The sequence below is a fragment of the Methanofastidiosum sp. genome (assembly GCA_020854815.1).
Taxonomy (GTDB): domain Archaea; phylum Methanobacteriota_B; class Thermococci; order Methanofastidiosales; family Methanofastidiosaceae; genus Methanofastidiosum.
Genome location: JAHKLW010000087.1, coordinates 1 through 22596, shown reverse-complemented (window position 1 = coordinate 22596; position 22596 = coordinate 1). Strand labels below are relative to the sequence as shown.

Sequence of the window (22596 nt, the reverse complement as noted above, 5' to 3'; positions counted from 1 at the left end):
TTCTAATCTGTTGTCATTGTTTCTTTGACAAAGAAAGACATGATGAATACTATAATAACAAAAGCAAATACATATTTGAATGCCATACTATAAGCAGCCACAGGATATACTCCATCAAATCCACCTACGGTATCAAGTATGTATCCAAGAAATGTCTGAAAGAAAGCCGCGCCTACGAATGGAAAAACATTAACTATGCTTTGGACTGTTCCAGTAATCTCTAAAGGAAACTGTTCTTTAATAATGGCAAATATAACAACATTTGCACATCCAAAAAATCCCATCCAAAAAGAAATTAGATAAAGAAGATTTATGGTGATACTTGCCGTAAAAAATGAGATTAATACCCATGGCAAGATAAATGAAGCAACCCATATGATTATTACCTTCTTCCTGCTTCTCATAATTTTGTCTGAGAAATATCCTACAAATGGGGATCCTATAAGCATTCCAATGCTGACAAACATTAGGATAAAACCTGATGAAGATTTAGATAAACCAAAGACATCTCTAAAATAAGGATAAGCCCATAAACCTTGGTAAGCTAGAAGAGCGCCATATACTACAAATAGCCATATAGACAATATCCAGACATCTTTATTTTTAGCAATCAATCTCAGATGGTCTTTAGAGATGTATTGTTTAATAGGAACTGAAGTTGATACCTTTATTCCTTTATTTTTGTTCAAATATTGTTCTGGAGAATCTCTTATAAATATCCATGCTATCAATGCAAGAAATATTGAAATTATACCAATAATGTAAAATGCGTATCTCCATCCAAAATCAGATACTATTAAAGCGAGAGGATAGGATGCAGAAAGAGCCCCTATATTTCCAACTGAAAGCAAGACTCCAACCATTGTTGCATACTCTCTCTTAGAATACCAAACAGAAAATAATTTTAGAGCTGGTATCCATACTCCCGAAACACCAACTCCTATTATAAGTCTTGCAAAAAGAGCCATGTTAAAGTTCAAGGCAATTCCAAATAAGAACGATCCTATAGCAGAAAAGATAGTAAGGAATGCTATTGTTTTTCTTGGCCCAAGTGTGTCAGAGAGAATCCCGACAGGTATTTGAAATAATGAATATGAATAGAAATACATAGACGATAAAAGCCCCAAAGATAAGGCAGAAACTCCAAATTCATTAAGTAAATCCTTAGAAATAACTGCCGATGAAACTCTGTGAAAATAAACAAAAAAATAGACTAATGAAAGAGCTAATAATAGAATCCATCGATATTTTTTCTCTGTCAAACCAAAAATAATATTCTTTACCATGAAAATCACCATTATAACTATTATACATTATTAAAGACTTCTAATTAATAAATTAAGCTTTGATATTTAAAACTAATTCTTTTAATTTCTGCTAGAATAATATGCAAGGAATAAGAATATTACAAATACTATGACTACTGTAAATCCAATAAACATTCTTGAAGAATAAACTTTGTCTATCTCTCCTTGGAGTACATAATTAACTTGATTCAAAACAATTTCTGCATTCTCGGCTCGATCAAGTGCTTCTTTATATCTTCCTTCAATAAAAGAATTCTTAGATAGGCCATATTCTCTTCTCCCAAAATCCCATCTTTCAGATACTTGTGAACCATCAAATCCAATATTTTTTGTTAAAGTAAGTTTTGATTCAATATCCGTTACAACTTTGTCTAACTTTTGAATCTTAGTTTTTGATTGATTCCGAAGATTTGTTATTTCCTCTTCCCTTATTTGCTTTATTTCTTCGACTCGCTCTTTTAAGAAATCATACAAACCTGCATTATAGAGATTAATGAGCTGTGCATCATCCACACCTGCTATTTCTTTATATAGTGAGAGTTTCAAAACTGAGTCCCAAATAAGTTCATTCATCAAATAGTTGGATGACATCAATGTATATTTTGTTCCACCGTTTATTGAGCTTTCTAATATTGATTCCAATTCTTCTGTAGTTACCGGCGTGCTTACGCCTTTTATTAAAGGTACTTCCAAGACATATGATATGCCTGCTTCACGCAGTGTATCTGCAAAGTTCCTATTCTTCCCAGAGATATCTTCTGTAAGAGGTGCAGTTACCACAACTCTTGTTGCATAATTGTTTAACATATTTAAGTCCTGTCCGTATTTTCTAGAAAGATTATTTGGATCTTTTTCATCCGTTTTTGCAGAAACCCAAAGTTCAACTTCATAGTTGATTACTCTGTTTTTGAGTACAGAATAAAATTTTTCCATTTCAAAGTTTTGCCAGTTAGTTATTGTACTGTCATCAATATTAACAATTAAATCTCTTTTTGGCCATTCGTAAATCACAATGCCTCTTGAGTTCATGTATTTGAGATACTCTGCTTCTGATTTGGAGTCAAAACTATACTCGTAAAAGTCTCCATTGGTAACTAGAATAGCATCAACGTCATAATTCTTTATTATATGTTCAATTGTATCTATGTAATATTTACCATAATCGCCTTGAGTTATTTCGATCATCGAAACTTTTGAAGAGCTTCTTGAAAATACATAATCGAGTGCAGCAGAACCAGGATTAGCCTGTATGTATTCAGGGCTATTCAGACTAAAAGAAACTACGACCTTAAATCCTTCACTTTTCAGTTTGTCAATCATTCTTTCTAATGGGTCGCCTGAAGACAATTGAACTAAAGAGCTGTATTCATTCTCGTGCCCTGGCCATCTGAAATTTATCCAATATGGTCTCCCCGCGCTGATTATTACCGTATTAATATTACTATCTTTCCAAATAGGGATATATGAATCAAGGTCAAGATTGAAGTATTCTCTAGAATCAACTCTTACTGCCCAAATGTTTGTCGTTTCGGCCCTTGATTTAATTATTCTTGAAAAACTCTGTGTAGTCCAAGGTTCTCGTTGGAAATAAATAATCCCTGAAGTATAATCTGAGCTGGAATAAACTAGATTAAGTAATCCAATATCTTTGTTTTCAACAGTGACATAGATATCTCCTTCATATTGAAGATTGTATCCATTCGTAGCATCTGGAACATATTCTAAAGGGAGACCTTGGCGTCTGAAAATTAATAAGTCAATATAGTCTCCTATTTTTTTTACATCAATACCAAAATCGGTATTTTCAAAGTAATCGCGGTAGGTTGTTGGGGGTATGATTATTCCCAACTTCATCTTTTTATTAGTTCTAATGTCTTGAGATAAAATTTCTAAACGTTTAGCAAGTTCATCTGCTCGATATATATTCCATTTAATCCATAAATCAGAGTTATTCTGTTTTTCAGTTTCCAAATTCAATCTATCAGCAGATACCCCATATATTCTCGCAAATTCTTTTAAGCAATCGCTACACTGGCAGTTAAGATTATTTGAGTACCCAAAGTATTCTAGTATTATTCCATCTACTTTGTAACCATTTGTTATCTCATCAATTATACTTTTTTCATAATTAAATCCTGTTTGTGGGCAGACCCAACCCTCGGACTGAGGCCCTTCAGAGGCAAAACCTTTATTCGCAGCAATTACATCGTAGAAAACTGGAACAATAGCGTATACTTTTATATCCTTCTTATGAGCTTCATCAATCATTATTGACAAAACATCAAAATTATAAAAAGTAGGTGCAATTCTGCTATTATAAAAAACTACTCCTGGTGAAGGATTTGTACCTGTGCCTCGCTTCACGTGTAAGTAAATTGTATTAACGTTATTGGTGGAAGCAAGATCTACAAGTCTCGGAATATCGTCTTGAGTAGCTATTGAAAATGAGGGTAATATTTCAATAGAATATCCAGTATCTTGGCCTGATACAGGGCTGAAACTTGAAAACGAAGATGCAAGCAAGAACACTATAATTAATGTCTTTACGATATTATTCATAAAAGACCTCAAAATTCTATCTAATTGAAACATCCTTTCCAACAAAACTTTTTCTATCTTTAATGTCTCTTCTCGAGACAATCTTAACATAAGGATCTTCCACGGGACCGAATAGTTCTATAATCTTCCCAATTTTTTTATCCCCTATATAAGCATCAGCCCCAATATCCCTTATTTTGACTTTTTTTGATTTTAATACAAATAGAGGGCCAAGTGAGTGCAGAACCCTCCCAACATACTTCATAAAGAAACTTTTATAACATTGTTTATAAATATTTGGAATAGTATATAGAGGGATATAATGAAAAAGGAAACTGTTGTTATAAGTAAGGGTTATGACCCGTTAGAATATAAAGGTTCAGTAAAACCCCCCATATTTTTAACTAGTACTTACAAATTTAAAAGTGCAGAAGAGGGAGAATCCTTTATTCGTGTTGCACTAGGACTTGATAAAGGAGAAGAAGGATTTGTCTACTCTAGATTTGCAAATCCAAACTTTGATATTGTCGAAGAGAGACTTTCGGTACTAGAAGGGGCCGAAGCAGCATCTATATTCGGTTCAGGAATGTCTGCAATAACATCAACTTTACTCGCTTTTGTAAAGAGTGGAGACTATATATTCTATACTAACCCCGTTTATGGTGGAACTGAATTTCTTTTCAAAGAATTTTTTGAAAAAATGGGCGTATCTACATTCCATGTTAATGCGGGATCTGACTCTCCAAAATTAATGGAAGCAATGATAAATTCAGTTAAAGATAAGATAAATGGCAAAACAGTTATACTATATGTTGAAACGCCTGCTAATCCCAACAATGTAATGATTGACATTGAAGCAATAGTAAAAATTAGAAATGCATTAAAAAAAGAAGGGATTAACGCAAAGGTATTAGTGGACAATACTTTCATGGGGCCAGTATTTCAGTCTCCTTTTGAACAAAAAGTTGACATTGTCCTTTATTCTGCAACTAAATTTATAGGTGGCCATTCAGACATTATTGCTGGTGCAGCTCTTGGATCAAAAGAAGACATATCCAAGGTAAAAGGCATCAGAGGAATGATAGGAACTAATGGAAATCCATTTGATTCATGGCTCATGGCTAGATCATTAGAGACTGTACATATTCGAATGCAAAGGCAAATGGAAAACGCAATAAAGATAGCTGAATTTTTATTAAAACATCCAAAAGTTGAAAGAGTAATATACCCCGAGTTATATGATAAAAAAAGTGAACAGTACAAGATATACAAAAAACAGTGCAAGGGACCAGGGTCATTAATCTCTTTTTATTTAAAAGGTGGAAAGAAAGAGGCATTCAAATTTTTAAACAATGTAAAATTATGCAAGCTTGCAGTAAGTCTTGGGGGAACTGAATCTTTAATAGAACATCCGAAGGCAATGACGCACTCAGAGGTCGACCATCAAACTCTGAAAGATGCTGAGATAACTGACAGCATGATAAGATTATCTGTTGGAATAGAAAATCATGAGGATCTTATCAACGATTTAAAATCAGCACTCGACAAAATTTAATTAAAAAAATAAACTATTTTTCTTTTTATTCAGTATTCAAAAATTCAACATCTATTCTTGATTTCGTTGTATCTAATATTCTATCTGATTTGAGCCTTATTACAAATACAGCATCACAGTTGCCTATATGTTCATTCCCAACAACTAAAGAAAGTTTTCCTTCAAAAGGATTGAATCTCTTGACTATTAAAGGCATATATAATTCTGACACTATTTGGACATGAAGTTCGCCTTCATTTACCAAATTTCCATCTTTGTCATTTAATTCTATATTAAACTTAACATAGTTGTCTAGAGTTTTTGTAGTGTAAATGTCAGTAAAAACATCTGGCTCATTAGATACAAATACATAGTGTTCGGCTTTCATAAAAATTCTCCGCATAATATTTAAAAAAATTTAAAGAAAAATAAAAAATTAAATTATTTACTTGAGTGCTTGGTCGACTAACTGGATAAGGTCTATGACTTCCATTTTGGAACCAAGGGCCTTTGCACCATCACCAAGGTTTGTGACACAGAATGGACATGGAGATACAATTTTCTTTACTCCCTGTACTTTCTCTGCTTCTTGTACTCTTGTCTTTGCAGTTTCAAGAGCTACGTCTGGGTAGGATGATTTAATACCTCCACCAGCACCGCAACAGAATGAGTTGTCTCTGTTTCTGTACATTTCCTTTAGCTCTACACCGGGTATTGCTTTTAGGACATTTCTTGGTGTGTTGTATAGACCGACCTTGTCAATCTGTATGAATGAACCTTTCCACTGTTTCTTTCCTTCAAAGTCAACTTCATAGTGGTTCATGTGTCTTCCCATGTGGCATGGGTCATGGTATGTTACTGTTTCGTTTAATTTGTTTAATTTTAGTCCACCTTTCTGCATCTTTTCTTCAAGGTATTGGGAAGTGTGCATGACTTTTGCTTTAAGCTTTAAGCCCCACCATTTTTCGTATTCTTTTGAAAGAACTTTGTAACATCCGGCACAAGCAGTAACAACTGTCTTGAATCCTTGGTCGTTTATATAATCGACGTTGTGTTCAGCTAACTTCTGTGGCTCGTCTCTTAGACCGGCTCTTAGAAGTGGTGAACCACAGCAGTATTCATTTTCGCCCATAACTGCCCAGTCTTCACCGAGTTTTGATAAAACACTGGCTGTTGATTTGGCGATTTCAGTTCTTCTGTAGGATGCTGTACATCCTGCAAAGTAAACTGTGTTCCCGTCAGTCTTTAGGTCTTTTACATCTTTTAACCAGTTAAACCTTGAGGAGTGAGTTTCTCCGTATGGGTTGTGTTCTTTTATAATCTTTTCCTGGTATGTTTTTTCTGCTTTTGTTGGTCCAATTCCCATATTGACCAAGTGATTTCTTATCTGTTCAATGTAGTCAACTATCCATGGCTTGTAATCAAGTAGACACTGGCTCTGACATCCACCACAGACTGTACATGAGAAAACTGCTTTTTGCATATCTTCCTGTATGGCAGGGTCTGTCAAGTCTACTTTGTTTTCAAGAATTGCATGTCCAAGGAATGACTTGGATCTTGAACCAAAGTAGGAGTCTAACTTAAAGTATTCTCCCTGCGGACAGATTGTTGCAAATGTGGGTGGTGGTCCGTATGAGTAAGCAGACTTACAAGTTCCACATTTTGAGCATTTTCTAAAGTACTGTGAGTAATATTTTAGATCTTTAAAGTTTTCCATTTTTCATCACCTTACCTGATATTTACCTGGATTCATGATATGGTTGGGGTCAAGCATGTCCTTTACCTTAATGATAAGGTCGACGTATCCTGGGTCAGCTCTCTGGTTAATTTCTCTCTGGTATGCTACTGGCGGCTTGTATGGTATACCTCCTGCATCTAGAAGTACTTTAAGACATTCTACTATTCCGTTAGCGGCGTTTGCTTCTTCAGCTGGCCTGTCTCTTGGGAATGGAGTCATAAGTCTTAACATACCGTAGTGAGTTCCTCTGTACATTGTAACTCTGACTGCAGGTGATAAAGCAGGGCTTAATTTGTTCATGTAAATGTCTCTCCACTGGTCGTATACCTGTACCCACTTGTTTGATGGTGTAAATGTACCTGGCCAAGAAATACCTCCTCCTCCTTGCTTGCAGTAGTTCTTTGTTGAACCTACAATTTGGGATGGGAGCTGTGTTCTTGCTTTCTTTGCTTCTTCTGGGTACGGTGTAGATTCAACTGAGCTTCCCTTCGCTTTTTCTGATTTTACAACCTTGTTAAATGTGTCTAACTTGTTTTCAAGTTCTTTTTCTGTGAATGCATACAATACAGCGTATGAGTACCATTCAGGATCGCCTTTTGGCTTCTCTTTAAATGGATATGGAATTGGTACTTGAGATAGCCACCATGAAACTGCAGTAAGATCGTCTGCGTATTCATACTTACTGAAGGTTCTCATATAGCTTTCCATGTCTGTTAGATCTTTTGTTGCTACCGAAACTATATCTACATAGTCAGGTACGGGTGGTGTAAATATACCAAGCTTTGTAACGATACCGGTAGTCCCAAGCCATCCTTGGAATAATCCGTCAAGTCTTGGTAATGGTAACAAGCTGTGCCAGGCGTCAGGTCTAATAGCACATGACCCTACTCTAGCTGTTTCTCCTGTTGGAAGAATTACTTCCATACTTGTTATCTGCTGGCTGTTAAGTCCATATCGTCCAGTTATACCTCCAATACCGTGGTTAATTGCGGCTGCGAGGACTGAAGCTGATGGTGGACCTACTGGCCATCCAAATCTTGCTTTAACTTTGTATAATTCCTGTGCCAATTCGGCATGACTTACTCCTGGTTCAATTATAGCATATCTAGACTCTGTGTCTATTTTTATAATTTTGTTCATTCTCTTGAGATCAACTATGATACCACCTTGCTCTGGAATGCAAAGTCCACCAATGTTTGTAGCTGCCACAAAGGGCACTATTGGTATTTTCTCTGCATTTGCAAGTCTTACTATAGATTGTACTTCTTCAACTGTTTCTGGAAGAACTACGTACTGTGGCATCTTTGGTCTGACAAAAGACATATCGTATGAGTAACACCAACAGTCTACAGGGCTGTTGGAAACCCATTTTTCGTCGCCAACTATTTGACTCAATACTTTGTATATTCTATCCTTTTTGTCCAAAAAGATTCCTCCTGGATTAATTAGACAAGGTTTAAAATTTACCTAACCTTATCCGATTGTCATTTTAAAGGGCCATTTATATATTTTTCGGTATTAAATGTTATAATCCTAAATACTTTATTAGTAATAAATTTGAATAATGAATAAATATTTAATCTAAAAGGAATATATATCTTATATTTTTTGAAAATTGTTCATTTAGAATATTATATTTGCTCTAACGTAAATATTTTCTTAAATAATTTCATTATATCTCTTTATTCCGAAAGATTAAAAAGGGGATAGCTAGTTTATGAGATTTGAATTATAATAATCTGAGAGGATAACATGTCAAGGGGCATTGCATTTGATATAGGAACAAGTGGATTTAGAGTTCAGCTTGTCGATTTAGAAACTAAGAAAGTTCTGAGAACTGCTATTACATTAAGACACCCATTGCCAGGTGCAAACGTGATGGATCATCTTAATTTCGCTATTAAGGTTGGCGAAGATATAGCTCACAAATTAATGATTAATGCATTTGAAAGAATTTTAAATCAGATGAATATTGATCTTGACAGTATTGAAAAGATAGCTATATGTGGAAATCCAATTCAGCTCTCTTTATTTGAAGGGATAGGTATCAAAGATTTGGCATATGCCGATCCTAAGTACCTAGAAGCTGAAAAGATAGAAATCCAACCGAGAAATGCCAAGGTTGTGCCATCACAAGTTATAGGAATCAAAGGAATTAATGTCGATGTTCTCATACCTCCTGCCATCAAACATGAAATTGGTGCCGATGCTCTTGCAATGATGGTGAAGAGTAATTTTCTGGACAATAAAGAGATATCATTAGTAACAGATTACGGAACAAATGCCGAAATGGCCTTGAAAGTCGGCGATAAGATATTTACAGGGTCAGCTGCATCAGGGCCAGCTCTCGAAGGTCAAGAGATATCTAGCGGAATGCTCGCAGCTCCGGGGGCAATATCTGACGTTGTTTTAGAGTTTGGGTGGCATACTTTAGCACTTGATGAGAATATGATGCCTCAAAATGTTAGAGTTCTAGATTTATGGAAAGAAGAGTTTAGGGGAAAGAAATTATCCAATGTTCAACCTATAGGGATTACAGGAACTGGCGTAGTTTCAGTAATTTATGCAGGTCTTGAGATTGGAGTTATAGAACTTCCATACATTTATACAAAAACTAGAAGGTTGAGGCTTGATGAAAATATATACTTTACAGAAGATGATCTAAAAGAAGCAGGAAAAGCAATTGGTGCTATAAGAGCTGGCCACCTCACCCTTGCACAGGAAGCAGGAATAAATCTTAGAGAAGTGAAGACTATGTATATGTGTGGAGCATCAGGAACTTATGTTGACGCAATGAAATCAAGAAAAATAGGGCTCATACCTCCAACTATTCAAAAGGTGTACCAAGTAGGAAATACTTCATTACTCTTAGCTTATGACGTTTTAGTTGAAAACTACACATTAGAAGAATTACAAAAACTTGCTGATAAAATAAGAAGCAAACACATCATGTTTGCCACTTCAAAAATATTTACTGATGTCTACGTTCAAGAACTTGCTTTTTGGGAGCAGGGAATGTCAATTGATAAATATAATGAGATGCTAGCCCTAAAAAATATTCAGCCTTTACCAGATGTAAAAGGTGATCTAGAGATAAATAAGATAGTCAAGAGAGATATACCTGACATCGGTGAAGAATTAAAAGTAATAGATCGGATTGGTGTCGAATTAATCGCCCAGTTTGAGAACTGTCAGGGCTGCGCAAAATGTGAAAAAGTCTGTCCCGAAAGAGCTTTAAAGGTAGAAGGAATAGACGAAGGGTATTTCAAAATAAGAATACTTTCTGAAAGATGTAATGGCGAGGCGTGTCTAAAATGTCAAGCTTCATGCCCATATAAAGTATTCAAATTTGAAAAACTTACAGAATCACTCGATAGGTGAGTTATTGGATACGTGGGAAAAAGTTAAGGAATTATCTGGGAAACAGGTAGAGAACACCCTTAAGGTATGGGGGGTCGATATTACGACGCCTAAAGAAAAGATTATTGACTCCCTAAAAGAAGCAATGGAAAATGAGAGTAATATTGAATCTGTTTTTAATTCATTATCTCTCAAAGAGAAAGAATTTTTAGGCATCTTACTTATGGCAGGGGGTGTTAAAAAACAACAGGACGCTCAGAATATTTTTATTGAAAAATACAGCTTCTGGACATTTGAAGAAGTTATAAAGACACTTGAAACTAATTTATTGGTTTTGGAGGGAATGGACGGAATAATCAAAACATATGGTGTCAATCCTGCATTAAAAGAAAAATTGATTAATATTTTCAAAAAGATTCCTGAACAGATTCCTCTAGAAGATTTGCAGATAAGAAAAGACAAAAATCTTCTGATATCCGATTTAATAATTTTCTTATCGTTTGTAGCAAAGGAGGAATTAAAACTTACCGCAAAAAAGGAGATTTCTAAAAAAGATCAAGAGATGCTCGTTGAAAAACTCCACATAAAAAATGAATCCAGATCTCAGTTCATTGAAAGTCTTGCTTTAGATTTTGGATTAATCAAAATATCGGGAGATCAATATATACTGACTGATAAAATCAACGAAATTCTTCCAATTACTGATGAAGATTTAATTAGATTATTCTTCAAATACATCTTCTTCGGTCTTGAAAGCATTGAAGGTTTCAAGAGAAAGGAAATTTTCATAAGTAGGGTAAATGAACTTAACATTAGAATAGTACTTGATTCTATAAAAAAAGTAGAATTGGGTAAAAACATCTATATTAAATCGTTCATAAAAAAATTACAGAATACACTATTCGATGAAAAGGATGAAAATCGGTGGATATATTTCGATGACAAATTCTTTGAGAAAGTAATATCCGATTATTTATTGTGGCTTGGTATAATTGATGGGGGATTTAGTAATGGAAAAATGATTTCTTTCTCCCTAACTGAGTTTGGAAAGGAACTATTAACTTCTGAAAGAAAAGCATCTAAAGAGCCTACAATATATTTTGACAAGAGCAATAAAATAGAACAGAAAAAGATTTTATTCATGACTCCCAACTTTGAAATCTCTGTTTTATCCGAAGAGATTGATAAAATTGCACTATTTGATCTCAACAGATTTGCAGATATACAGAAAGCGGATATTGTAAGTTTGTATACAATAACCTCAGAAACAATAATGAATGGCATTGAATCTGGATTTTCACTTGATAGGATAATAAGCTTCTTGAAAAAATATTCTTCCAACGATATACCTCAAAATGTCATATACCAACTGAGAGATTGGGCCTCGAAGTATGGCAAAGTTAGGGCTTTCAAAGGAATATTTCTAGTGATAAACGACATGCCTCTATTCTTAGAGATTAATAAGAGAATACAAAATTTCATTGAACAGTCTATAGAGCCAAATATTATCCTAATAAAAGAAGAGAATATCCCAAAGGTAAGGGAGATTCTAGAAAAGAATGGAATATTCATCCAAATACATATTGAAGGTTACGATGAGAAGAAAGAATCATTTCTAGAAAAATCTTCTGAAAACATTGATTTAAAAACTGAGATTAAGTCAATTAAAGAGGGATATTTAACTGGTCTCAAAAAGGAAGACACTGAATATTTCTTTAGAGAAGAAGGATTTGAAAGAAGCATGGATATTAGGCCGAACATAACAAGAGACCTAATCGAAGCATCAAAAAGAAAGAAATCAGTTTTGCTATCTTATTTCGACCTCGAAGATAAAGTTTCAAGAACTTCAAGAATTAATCCATTAGGGGTCGTTGTATCCGAAAAGAGATATCTTGTAGGATATGACACAGCTGAGAAGTGTATCAAAGCATTAAGAGTTGATGTAATATCCGATATATCGATAGAAAACAATGAGTTTTTAAGGCCAGATAATTTTACAGTTAAAAATTGGTGGAAAAAATATGGAAGAGATTATTCAGATTCTAAGAAAAAAGATATTGCTACATCTCAATAATGAATACAAATTGTTTTTTGTTAATTCTGCGACATTTGGACTTTTTTCTTTACTCTTCGATTCTAATATTAATAAAATTGGGATCCCTGACCAGGGGGGATTTAGAGGATTTATAGATATACCAAAACTTCTAAAAAAAAACTATGTTGAAGTTCCTACCGATAATGGGATAATTATTCCAAAATTCAAAAAAGATTATGATGTATTTTTATTTACTTCTCTTTCCGGCCATATAAGATCTAATCCTTCCAAGGATATATGTAAAGAATTAATGGACAAAGGTATTGTATCAATTGAAGATATCACTGGTGTTTTTTCGGATAAAGAGTTTGGCTGTGCCGATGTAATATGTTGCTCAACAGGAAGCCCAAAGATCTTGGAATGTGGATATGGGGGGTTTATCGGAATTAGTTCTGACATTAATCTTGAAGAGGCTGAAAAAATAATGGATTTATCAAAGCTCCCCGAAAGTTATTTTGCGAAGCTCATTGATGAGGTTGAAAATTCCAAAAGCAAATTAAACACTTTAAGAGAGATGGCACAAATATTTCAAAAATCATCACTTGAAATACCTTACAAAGATCCAAAATCAATATCGATATTTGTAAGAGACGACAATCCAAACAAATCCCTTGAAATTCTAAATAAAAAAATAAGGCCAAAAAATGGAAAATCTCTTTTTACCAAATGCCCAAGATATGATAGAATAAAAGAGAAAGGCTTTGTGATAGAAACTATAAAGCTTTACGGAATGAAAAATGAAGAAGTCAGAAAAATCTCTGAGATTATTGAAGAAATTATTTTATAATTTTATAGATTATTATAATCATTGGTATCAATAAGAAGGCTAAATATTGATAAGGAAAAGTTTTCCCAAATTTATTCTCTAAAAGAATTCTTAAATTTGACATATTTCCTGAGGGGGAATTGAATATGTATACTCTATTCTTATCCCTTAGAATCAATCCCTTGCCCCACGCAGATGTAAAAGAATAACCACTAAGTCCCTTATAAGAAAAGTCTTCATATTCTTGGATTTGGTATCCTCCTCTTGAGTTTATAAATTCATTTAGCAGAAGCGAGGCTGAATTTTCATCATAGCATATAAATTCGATTAAATTTTCTTCAAAATCTTGAAAATAGATTTTATATCCCTCTCTTAGTAGAGGCTTTATTTCTTTAGGTGTGTCGCCATCATTTAAAGGAACAATAAGTGATGTAAGTTCACCTGAAATCGGAGAAATGGCTATAAGAAATAGAAGCATCATGGAAACTATTATTTTCATAAACGATATCAAAATAATTAATTTAAAAATTATTTGGCGCAATTTATATAAAAACTTATTTTAACTTGATTTAATGAAAAAGAGAACCCATATAACACTGGGTATACTATCTGCCGTAATTATTATAATTCTTTTAATTAGTATCGGGATAAAGCCAGAGTTACCACTAGGAGATATTATGATAATTGGAGGCATATTTGGCGTGATGTCGGACATTGACATATTTATTAGAAAACATAGGAGCGGATTAACACATTCCGTATTTACTTCAGTTATAGTTTTTCTTGTTATATCCTCTCTTTCGATAATTAAGTTTGGAGGCATTCTCTCTAATTTCATAACTTGGGATAGCGCAATAGTAGCATCGTCTGCTGTTTTTTCACATACTCTTGCAGATAGTCTAACTTTTATGGGGGTCCCGTTGTATTATCCGTTTAGTAAAAGAAAACATGTACATTTTCCTTTAATCGGCGGAAGAGTAAGATATGATGATTCTTTTGCAAACACCCTGATAGAGATCTCTGCAATATCTATATTGGCAATTATTGTAATTAGCGGATTTTTTTTTGGATTAGATTCTGCTCCTGAGAACTCTATAAAATTAATTTACGATATCTTAAACCATTTCTAGATAATCTATAAAAAGTTTTAAATATGTAAAATTCTTAATCATAATAGGTGATATAATGGTTGTTGCTTTTGCCCTCATAGTGGGGGATGCTGGAAAAGAAAAAAAGATTCTCGATAGTCTGAAAAGTATGAAAGAAGTTGAAGAAGCATATATAGTTTACGGTGAATATGATATTGTTGTTAAAGTAAATGTGGAGCAGTTAAAAGACCTTGATCCTTTCCTTACAGAAAAAATTAGAAACATCGATGGAGTCCAAATGACTTCGACAATGATAGCACTATAAGAAATGAATGGTAATAAGAACCGTGTTGCTTAGATTATGCTTTTGTTGAAGAAGTCTCCATAAACTCTTGATATCTTTAGATCGTTTTATCTGTTGCCGGTTCTAAAATTAATCTCCCATATAGTGCTTATTTACATCTTACTTAACTCAAAAATTTATATTTTTATTTATCAAAGAATTTTTTTTCAAAGATACATAATTCTAATTAATTATTATTTATCTAAAACCTTATATATTATTTTGGTCAAAAAATCATATATTTTAAGTTATCCTAAAAATTAGATACCGATTAATGATATCTTTTAGTATCAGGTAATATTATGATAAAAGAACTCAAACCAGTCTTTAAATTCTTATTATCCTCTATAATTTTTCTGTCTTTGATAGGCAACGCATTTTTTGTTCCAATAGCTGCTGACAATCAAATTGAAATTACCTACTTAAAAATAGATGTTGAGATAATGGAAGATCATTCATTAAAAGAATCGATGGATATTATCTTATACCCAAAAGAGGAGATTGATTTTAATCTTTATCTTCCAACAGGATACAAAAATTTAGAAATAATATACGACGATGAAAAACTTAGTCCCCCTCCGGATCAAGTAATAACATTAATCCCAAATGAGCTAAACAGCATAAAGATTACCTACACTATTTCAAATGCAGTTGAAATAAATAAAAAAGAATTTGTATACACGAAGGATCTGGTATATCCTAACATTATAAATCTTATTTTCAGGATAAAACTTCCTCCAGCTTATGGGATTAATAATGAGGATATATCTTCAATTATACCCGAGTCAACGTATCTGCAAAGCGATGGAAAAAGGATTATAGTACTATGGGAGATGAAATCTCCTTCAACGCCCATGATGTTTAAAATTAAGTACAATTCACTTGTGAAAAATAATGGATTTGGTACAAATATTGTATTTCCTTTAGCTTTTGTTTTAATATTATTAATCTCACTAGGGCTATTTATCTTTTATAGATATCCAAGAGTAAGAGTTCAAGAGATTAAGATTCCGTCATCGCTTCTTTCAGAGGATGAAATGACAATATGCGGCATAATAAAAAATGAAGGTGGAAAGATAAAACAGAAGAAACTATCAAGCATAACAGGATTCTCAAAAGCTAAGATAACAAAAATTCTAACAAATCTTGAAAAGAAAGAATTAATCGAAAGAGAACCTGTGGGTAGAACATTTGTTATTACTTTAAAAAAGAAAATTGACCATTAGTTTTTTATAACAAAATTAATGTCATAAATTAGGTGTTTGTATGGTCTTAGACTCTCTTTCAGGTGCTTTAAGTGGCGCATTGAGAAAATTAACAAAGGCAGGAGTAGTTGATGAATCTCTAATAAAAGAACTTGTCAAGGACATCCAAAAGGCACTTTTGTTGTCTGATGTCAACGTTAAGCTTGTATTTGAATTATCAAAGAGCATTGAATCTAGGGCACTTGAAGAAAAATTACCTAAAGGTGTCTCAAGAAAAGAGCACATAATCAAAATAGTTTACGAAGAACTTTCAAAGTTTATGGGCTCTGATACAAAAAAAGAGCATCTCCCTGATAAAAAAGGAAAAGTAGTATTAATGGTAGGTATTCAAGGGAGCGGAAAGACCACAACTACTGGAAAACTTGCCAGATTCTACCAAAAAAGAGGATTTAAGGTGGGCGTTGTAGGCGCCGATACATGGAGGCCCGGAGCATTCGAACAGTTAAAACAATTTTGTGCTGAGAATAATATACCTGTATTTGGCGATCCAAAGGAAAAGGATAGTATCAAACTATCTAGAGAAGGAGTAAGATTCTTCAAGGAAAAAGCTTCTGACATAATTTTAGTTGATACGGCCGGTAGACATAAGGAAGAAAAAGGATTAATAGACGAGATGACTGAAATCTCCGACACAATTAATCCTGATGAAGTCACACTTGTTATAGACGGCACAATTGGCCAGCAAGCTTTTGTTCAAGCTGAAGGATTTGCAAATGCAACTAACGTAGGTTCGATTATAGTAACAAAACTTGACGGTTCAGCAAAAGGGGGCGGGGCATTATCCGCCGCGGCAGCAACAGGCGCCCCTATTAAATTTATTGGAACGGGGGAAAGAATCGATGCCATCGAACCGTTCGACCCAAAAAGATTTGTCTCACGTTTATTGGGTCTTGGGGACCTTGAGACTCTTTTAGAGAAAGTAAAAGAGGCTTCTGAAGCAGAGGATTATTCTAAACTTGACAAGGATAAGATACTCTCAGGTAAGTTTGATCTATTTGATATGTATAGTCAGCTTGAAATGGTAAGTAAAATGGGCCCGTTGAAACAGGTTTTATCTATGATACCTGGTATGGGCGCAAATCTTCCGTCTGACATGGTTGAAGTAGGAGAAGAGAAGCTTACAAAATTTAGGATCATAATGGATTCAATGACTATGCAAGAAAAGAAAAATCCAAAGATAATAAATCATGAACGTATAAGAAGAATTTCAAGAGGATCAGGAACTAATCAAGGCGATGTAAAGGAGTTATTAAATCAGTATGCAATGATTAAGAAGTTCCTAAAAGGGATGAACAAAAGACAACTCAGGGGCATGAAAGGAAAAATGCCAATGATGCCTCCTGGATTTGAAATGTAATTTATTATTATACACTTTCTAGAAAGGAAGATGCCCAAGAAGGAGCGCCACCAGTATGTATATGCAGATACGAGCCAATACATTTATTTTTAATTAAACCGTCAAAGACATTATTTATTCCTTTACCTCTTAGTATCTTGTAAGCAAAATCTTCTTTCTGTGGTACTGGTTCCATTTTGGAGTAGTGAAATTCATGGCCTTTCACAATATCCTTTAAGAAGAAATGCTTTTCTGTGGGCCGTGCAATGACATAGCTTAAACCCTGTTTACTTTTTTTCATTAAGGTTCCTTGGTCAAATATTCCTGCCATAGGGTATTTTTTATTGTCTACTTCTAAGTATCTGGATAATACCATTAATCCGCCACATTCGCCATATATTGGCTTTGATTCTTCAAAAGCCGACCTTAAATCTTTTAAAAAGCTAGTGTGATTTGAGATGTTTTCTGGATATATTTCGGGGTACCCACCTCCGATATAGTAACCGTCGGCATCAGGTAAATTATCTCCTTCCGTAGGTTTAAAATATGATATCTTAGCGCCATTTTCTTCTAAAGCTTCAATATTTTCTTTATAATAAAAGCTGAAAGCCTTATCAAATGGTACGCCAATATTAATTCTATTATTTTTTAATTCTGAATTTATTTGAAACAAATGACCTTTTTTTTCTTCTAAATCTTCTGCTTCTTTGGCAATATCTTTTATTTTATTAATGTCGATTTTATTTTCAATTTCTTTTCCAAGACTTTCCATAACTTCTTCTCTATCGTCTCTTTCAATTAAGGGCACAAGTCCAAGATGTCTTGAGCTTAGCGAAATTGCACCGCGCTCAATGTATCCCACTATTTCAACATCAGTAAAAGTTTCTATGGCCTTTTGTAATTTTTTAAAGTGCGTTTCATCTCTAACTTGATTTAAAATAACTCCTCTAATTTTGACATTTGGATCTAGAGCTTGAAATCCTTTAATGTAAGCAGCAGCACTTTTTGTTAGTGAACGAGTGTTCATAACTAGGATTACTGGAGAATCTAAAATCTTCGAAACGTGAGACGTCGAGCCAACTTCTTCTATCGGATCTATTCCTTCGTATAGTCCCCTCACTCCTTCAATAATTGCTATGTCTTTCTTTTTTGCACCTCTTTGAAAATTCTCTATGAGTGCATCTTTTTCCATGAAAAAAGTATCGAGATTTCTAGAGAAGTTCCCCGTGGCAAATCTATGGTATATCGGGTCAATGAAATCTGGCCCAATTTTGAAAGGGGCAACATTATTTTTCTTTGATAAAGCTTTCATTATGCCACAAGAAATTGAAGTCTTGCCAACTCCAGACGCTGTTCCAGCAATTACGACTCTAGGTATGTTCAACAGAGGCCTCCAAGTATTGATCTTATTTTTTCATCTGTTATTGGATTTGGGACTTTAGCTTTCTTATTTTCAAGTATTTTCGCCCCAATTTCTTTAAATTTTAAATTTAGAGGGTCATTTGGATATTTTTCTAGCACAGTTTTGCCCTCAATTTCACTTTCGTAGATTTTGGGATTTCTTTCAACAGCTTTAATCATTTGTGAGTCTATACCTTTTGCATACCATTGAATTTTCTCTTCCTCTTTCTGTATTCCTCTCATATTACCTATTATCCCGCCCATCTTTACTTTTAAATTAAATAATCCTTTTGCAATATTATTTGCCGCATATATTGATAGGTATTCGCCACTTGTGACTATGTAGATCTCATCTGCATACCCTTCTCTTGCCGGTCCTGCAAATCCTCCACATACAACGTCTCCTGGGACATCGTATATTACAATATCAAATCCTTTTTGAATGTAGTAATCTTTGTTAAGAGTTTTTAATGCGACGAGAATTCCTCTTCCTGCACACCCTACTCCTGCTGCAGGACCTCCTACCTCGACACTTTTTACTCCATTATATCCTTCAAAAACTAGTTTATCTGGGTCTGTAATTCCTTTTTTGTAAAGATCTAGAACAGTATCTATCCTTCTACCTTCAAAGAGATTAATGGTACTGTCACTTTTGGGATCACAACCAATAAGTAAAACTTCGTATCCTTCAGAAGCCAAATTGACTGAAAGATTTGAGGATATTGATGATTTTCCTATTCCGCCTTTTCCATATATAGCAATCTGTTTCATTGAATCCCTGCAGCATCTCTTATTGCTTCACCAAGTTCACTAAGAACTATCTCCCTTGTGCCCATAACAGTTGAGTGTGAAGCAATTTCAACTGTTACATACTTATATCCTACATCTTCAAGCGGGTGAACTTCTCTTGGGCCATTTGTAACTGCTATAGACTCTTTATCTATTACCGGTAAAGCTTGAGGTATACCTACTGCTACAAGAAGGTCAAAATCCTTGTCCTTGAGATATGATATTGCATTTTTACCGGCTATTGGGTACTCATCCATGCCCCCAGAAATATATTCAATAGAAATTCCATTCGATTCAAAATCATTTTTAATATCCTCTGCATATCTCTTTATTCTTGAGAGCCCTACTTCCGTAGAAAGATTACCAACATTAATAACCGAACCACCTATCCTTTTTGAAGCTAAATTTATTGCGAGTTGGATGTCAGCAAAAAGATATGCAGTTTCTTTTTTTGCATTCAGGATAACTGCTATTTTTTTGTTATCTTTTAATAGATTGATTATATGTTCTGCAACAGTTTTAAGTTCTGCACCTCTTGAGGGTCTAGTATACTTTGACTTTGCCATGCCACTATTTGATTCAACTTCAGTTGCTAAAAGTAGCATCTTTTCTTGTCTTTGGAACTCTTTTTCATCAATTAGGCCGAACTCCATTGCAGCTTTCAAAGTTTCTATTGCGCCTCTAGTATTAGCCCCCATACAACCATGGATTTCTACAAAGAACGCTTTATCCTTTAATCCAGAGTCAATTATGGCTTTCTTTACATTTTCACCAATAATCATACTCACACAAGAACCAACAACGCCAATTGTCTTTGGTGAGAAAAGTTCATCAACTTCATGTAATACTTCGATTAGTTTATCACTTGCACCAAAAATTAAATCCTCTTCAGACATAGAAGTCGTTACAACTTTCATACCATCTTCTTCTAGTAATCTAGCTGCACGAAATCCACATCCAGAGGGGCCGTGCAATACTGCAACATCGACATCAAGATCTCTTAATGTATACAAGGCTGCAACTATAGGATTAGGTCTTGGAGTCAAAATATTCATCTTATCACTTACCACATTCTATTAAAAGATCCCCTTTTTGTATATTAAGTTCAGTGCTATTTTTTAGGTATTTAAATCTATCAAAATCATAGTCCCCTAATAAAAATGCATTGTCTATAAGATTGCCAAATTCTGCAATTACGCCGTCTAAGAGATCCACATCTATTTTTTGGCAATGAGATACATTAGTTAAATCAATCAGTAGATTAATATTTTTATAGAACATATCGTAATTCTTTTTTAAGAGAGATAACAGATATCTTAGACTTTCTTCCGAAAATCCTCCAGATTTATCGATTATTCTAGTATAACTATTTTCAGTAACAACTGATAACCTATTCTTGACACCTTTATAATTTGACAAATAAGAAGAAGCTTTTTCTAGATTTTTATTGAATATCTTTAAGGCCATAAAACTAAACAATATAGGATTTAGATAGCCCACTAGTATATAATTGCCGTTAAATTTTGATCTCAATTCTATATTCTTATAATAAATACTAGAATTAACGTCCTTTCCAATCTCTAAATAATCGGGAATTTCTATTTTTACATCTTCCCATATCCTAAATACATCTTTTTTATATTTATTCGCTAAATTGTTAGCAGTTTTATCTTTCAAATCGATAATAATATTTTCTTTTGATAGTTCAAATAATTGCTTTTTTGCATCTAGAGAATTACCGTTCCCACCTTTTATATTGTAAATTGGATTTATACTTGTTAGAATTGATATGTCGCCTACTCCGCATACCCCTAGGCTTTCTTCAAAAACATGACATTTCGAGTAATTGTTTGATAATATCTTTGCAGTATACCCTGCAGATATAGAATTTGTTTTCTCTATTGGCCTAGTTTCACCATCTAGAAAACTTTCAAAACCCCTTGATGAGTTCAGGAATGATTCTTCTTCAAACGACAGAAGAAAAGCTAAGGTATATGCAGTCGTTGTTTTACCCTTAGAGCCTGTTATCTCAACTGTATTTTTTTTACTCTTAAATAGAAAATTTACTAGCTCATGGTGAGTTAATTTCTCATTATTAGAAAAAGAAGAAAGAAAATGGTCGGGGCAATGTACAGGATATACGACAGTGTAGTCTGGATATTCTCTGTTGACATCTTGAAGAACTCTAATTCCTTTTTGCTCAAGTTTTTGTTGTTTTTCCCCTCGCTTTTGATATATATCATAGACAATTACTTCGAAGCCCCGATCCTTTAGGATAGATGCTAGGTAATCTCCACCATGATTTATATCAAGTATAATGAACCTTTTCATTAAGATTTTTCCTTTACTCTATCCCAAAGAATCTCAGCAATTCTTCTGTCAGGGCCTATAGGTTCACAGTAAATTAGTTTTACTTTTTTACCCTCTATATCGATCGTGCTTTTTCCATTCTCGAATCCTCCAACTTCATTTGGAATGTCTTCTGTGGTATGAACGCCTTTTGCTAAAAACACTGGAACTATATACAATTCATCAGCACCCTTCTTAACAGCACTATTTACGGCATCCATTATCTTTGGAGTATTCATTTCCATAAATCCAATCTCTATTATACCCCCATCAAAATAGTCTTTAAAGATTTCAGATAATTTTGTTAATAGCTCTTTGTTGTAGCTGAGCCTACTTCCATGTCCAACTAATATTGCACCTTTCATTTATTACACCTCAAACGTATCGTGTTACTTTATTTATATTTTGTGTTACTTATCTTACTTTCTGGTACTTTTAAAGTTTTTGTTGAAAGGATAAGTTCCAATTGGGGTAAATTAGTATCAATTAAAAGTCTATCGTTTTTCATGACAAAGTTTTTATACGATAAATACATATAGAAAATAGAGAGAATTTTGATAAACTTCGGTTCTGCTCCCGCTATTGGTTAAATTTATATACTAATAGTGGGTTTTAGTTGTCATGACAACATTATTAGATATTGCCATTAAGGAAAGGTATGAAAAACTTCTAAGAGTAGGCGATAAG

The 22596-nt window shown here is 33.9% G+C and carries 20 protein-coding genes; 8 read left to right on the top strand and 12 right to left on the bottom strand.

All coding sequences use genetic code 11. The features are described from left to right. Positions 1-2 precede the first annotated feature (2 nt). From KO464_10205 to KO464_10195, 3 genes are all read right to left on the bottom strand, one after another. Positions 3-1286 carry an MFS transporter gene (locus KO464_10205; GenBank protein MCC7573734.1) on the bottom strand — a complete coding sequence of 428 codons (1284 nt, stop codon included), beginning with the start codon at positions 1284-1286 and terminating at the stop codon, positions 3-5. Between the two features lie 81 nt (positions 1287-1367). Next, positions 1368-3866, bottom strand: coding sequence for a hypothetical protein (locus KO464_10200; GenBank protein ID MCC7573733.1), 2499 nt, complete (start codon positions 3864-3866; stop codon positions 1368-1370). Between the two features lie 16 nt (positions 3867-3882). Beyond that, positions 3883-4110: a hypothetical protein gene (locus KO464_10195; protein ID MCC7573732.1), complete on the bottom strand. Its 228-nt coding sequence runs from the start codon at positions 4108-4110 to the stop codon at positions 3883-3885. Between the two features lie 57 nt (positions 4111-4167). On the opposite strand from KO464_10195, the gene KO464_10190 reads away from it, so the two are divergent. Then, positions 4168-5400, top strand: coding sequence for an aminotransferase class I/II-fold pyridoxal phosphate-dependent enzyme (locus KO464_10190; protein MCC7573731.1), 1233 nt, complete (start codon positions 4168-4170; stop codon positions 5398-5400). Between the two features lie 25 nt (positions 5401-5425). On the opposite strand, the gene KO464_10185 is transcribed toward KO464_10190, so the two are convergent. Genes KO464_10185 through KO464_10175 form a run of 3 tightly spaced genes read right to left on the bottom strand, consistent with a single transcriptional unit; the run spans position 5426 to position 8542 of the window. Then, a complete protein-coding gene (locus KO464_10185; protein MCC7573730.1) occupies positions 5426-5767 on the bottom strand; it encodes a hypothetical protein in 342 nt (113 codons plus the stop codon). A gap of 57 nt (positions 5768-5824) precedes the next feature. Continuing rightward, positions 5825-7096, bottom strand: coding sequence for a (Fe-S)-binding protein (locus tag KO464_10180; GenBank protein MCC7573729.1), 1272 nt, complete (start codon positions 7094-7096; stop codon positions 5825-5827). Between the two features lie 6 nt (positions 7097-7102). Further along, on the bottom strand, positions 7103-8542 hold the full coding sequence (locus KO464_10175; protein MCC7573728.1) for an FAD-binding oxidoreductase: 1440 nt from the start codon (positions 8540-8542) through the stop codon (positions 7103-7105). A gap of 327 nt (positions 8543-8869) precedes the next feature. On the opposite strand from KO464_10175, the gene KO464_10170 reads away from it, so the two are divergent. The 3 genes from KO464_10170 to KO464_10160 are packed head-to-tail and all read left to right on the top strand — an operon-like array spanning position 8870 to position 13359. Beyond that, a complete protein-coding gene (locus KO464_10170; GenBank protein MCC7573727.1) occupies positions 8870-10498 on the top strand; it encodes a methylamine methyltransferase corrinoid protein reductive activase in 1629 nt (542 codons plus the stop codon). A gap of 4 nt (positions 10499-10502) precedes the next feature. Continuing rightward, a complete protein-coding gene (locus KO464_10165) occupies positions 10503-12551 on the top strand; it encodes a helicase C-terminal domain-containing protein (GenBank protein ID MCC7573726.1) in 2049 nt (682 codons plus the stop codon). After that, entirely contained in the window at positions 12499-13359 is an 861-nt protein-coding gene (locus KO464_10160; protein ID MCC7573725.1) for a hypothetical protein, read from the top strand. The genes KO464_10165 and KO464_10160 overlap by 53 nt, the downstream gene beginning before the upstream one ends. On the opposite strand, the gene KO464_10155 is transcribed toward KO464_10160, so the two are convergent. Beyond that, positions 13349-13837 carry a hypothetical protein gene (locus KO464_10155; GenBank protein MCC7573724.1) on the bottom strand — a complete coding sequence of 163 codons (489 nt, stop codon included), beginning with the start codon at positions 13835-13837 and terminating at the stop codon, positions 13349-13351. The two genes, KO464_10160 and KO464_10155, sit on opposite strands and share 11 nt — an antisense overlap. Positions 13838-13910: 73 nt before the next feature. On the opposite strand from KO464_10155, the gene KO464_10150 reads away from it, so the two are divergent. The 4 genes from KO464_10150 to KO464_10135 all read left to right on the top strand — a co-directional run bounded on the left by KO464_10150 (position 13911) and on the right by KO464_10135 (position 17391). After that, the gene (locus KO464_10150) at positions 13911-14468 is read left to right on the top strand and encodes a metal-dependent hydrolase (GenBank protein MCC7573723.1); all 558 of its coding nucleotides are present in this window, start codon (positions 13911-13913) and stop codon (positions 14466-14468) included. Positions 14469-14523: 55 nt separating this feature from the next. Next, positions 14524-14751 (top strand): Lrp/AsnC ligand binding domain-containing protein, encoded by a 228-nt coding sequence (locus KO464_10145; GenBank protein MCC7573722.1) that lies wholly within the window; start codon positions 14524-14526, stop codon positions 14749-14751. Between the two features lie 320 nt (positions 14752-15071). Further along, positions 15072-15995 carry a MarR family transcriptional regulator gene (locus tag KO464_10140; protein MCC7573721.1) on the top strand — a complete coding sequence of 308 codons (924 nt, stop codon included), beginning with the start codon at positions 15072-15074 and terminating at the stop codon, positions 15993-15995. Between the two features lie 40 nt (positions 15996-16035). Beyond that, the gene (locus KO464_10135; GenBank protein MCC7573720.1) at positions 16036-17391 is read left to right on the top strand and encodes a signal recognition particle protein Srp54; all 1356 of its coding nucleotides are present in this window, start codon (positions 16036-16038) and stop codon (positions 17389-17391) included. 7 nt (positions 17392-17398) lie between these two features. On the opposite strand, the gene cfbB is transcribed toward KO464_10135, so the two are convergent. Genes cfbB through cfbA form a run of 5 tightly spaced genes read right to left on the bottom strand, consistent with a single transcriptional unit; the run spans position 17399 to position 22274 of the window. After that, positions 17399-18748, bottom strand: a complete 1350-nt coding sequence (gene cfbB / locus KO464_10130) for a Ni-sirohydrochlorin a,c-diamide synthase (GenBank protein ID MCC7573719.1) — start codon at positions 18746-18748, stop codon at positions 17399-17401. 2 nt (positions 18749-18750) lie between these two features. Continuing rightward, the gene (locus KO464_10125) at positions 18751-19542 is read right to left on the bottom strand and encodes a P-loop NTPase (protein MCC7573718.1); all 792 of its coding nucleotides are present in this window, start codon (positions 19540-19542) and stop codon (positions 18751-18753) included. After that, complete coding sequence (gene cfbD / locus KO464_10120) at positions 19539-20606, bottom strand: Ni-sirohydrochlorin a,c-diamide reductive cyclase catalytic subunit (GenBank protein ID MCC7573717.1); 1068 nt, start codon at positions 20604-20606, stop codon at positions 19539-19541. The genes KO464_10125 and cfbD overlap by 4 nt, the downstream gene beginning before the upstream one ends. A 13-nt stretch (positions 20607-20619) precedes the next feature. Then, positions 20620-21891 carry a hypothetical protein gene (locus KO464_10115; protein MCC7573716.1) on the bottom strand — a complete coding sequence of 424 codons (1272 nt, stop codon included), beginning with the start codon at positions 21889-21891 and terminating at the stop codon, positions 20620-20622. Next, a complete protein-coding gene (gene cfbA / locus KO464_10110) occupies positions 21891-22274 on the bottom strand; it encodes a sirohydrochlorin nickelochelatase (GenBank protein MCC7573715.1) in 384 nt (127 codons plus the stop codon). The genes KO464_10115 and cfbA overlap by 1 nt, the downstream gene beginning before the upstream one ends. Positions 22275-22596 lie beyond the last annotated feature (322 nt).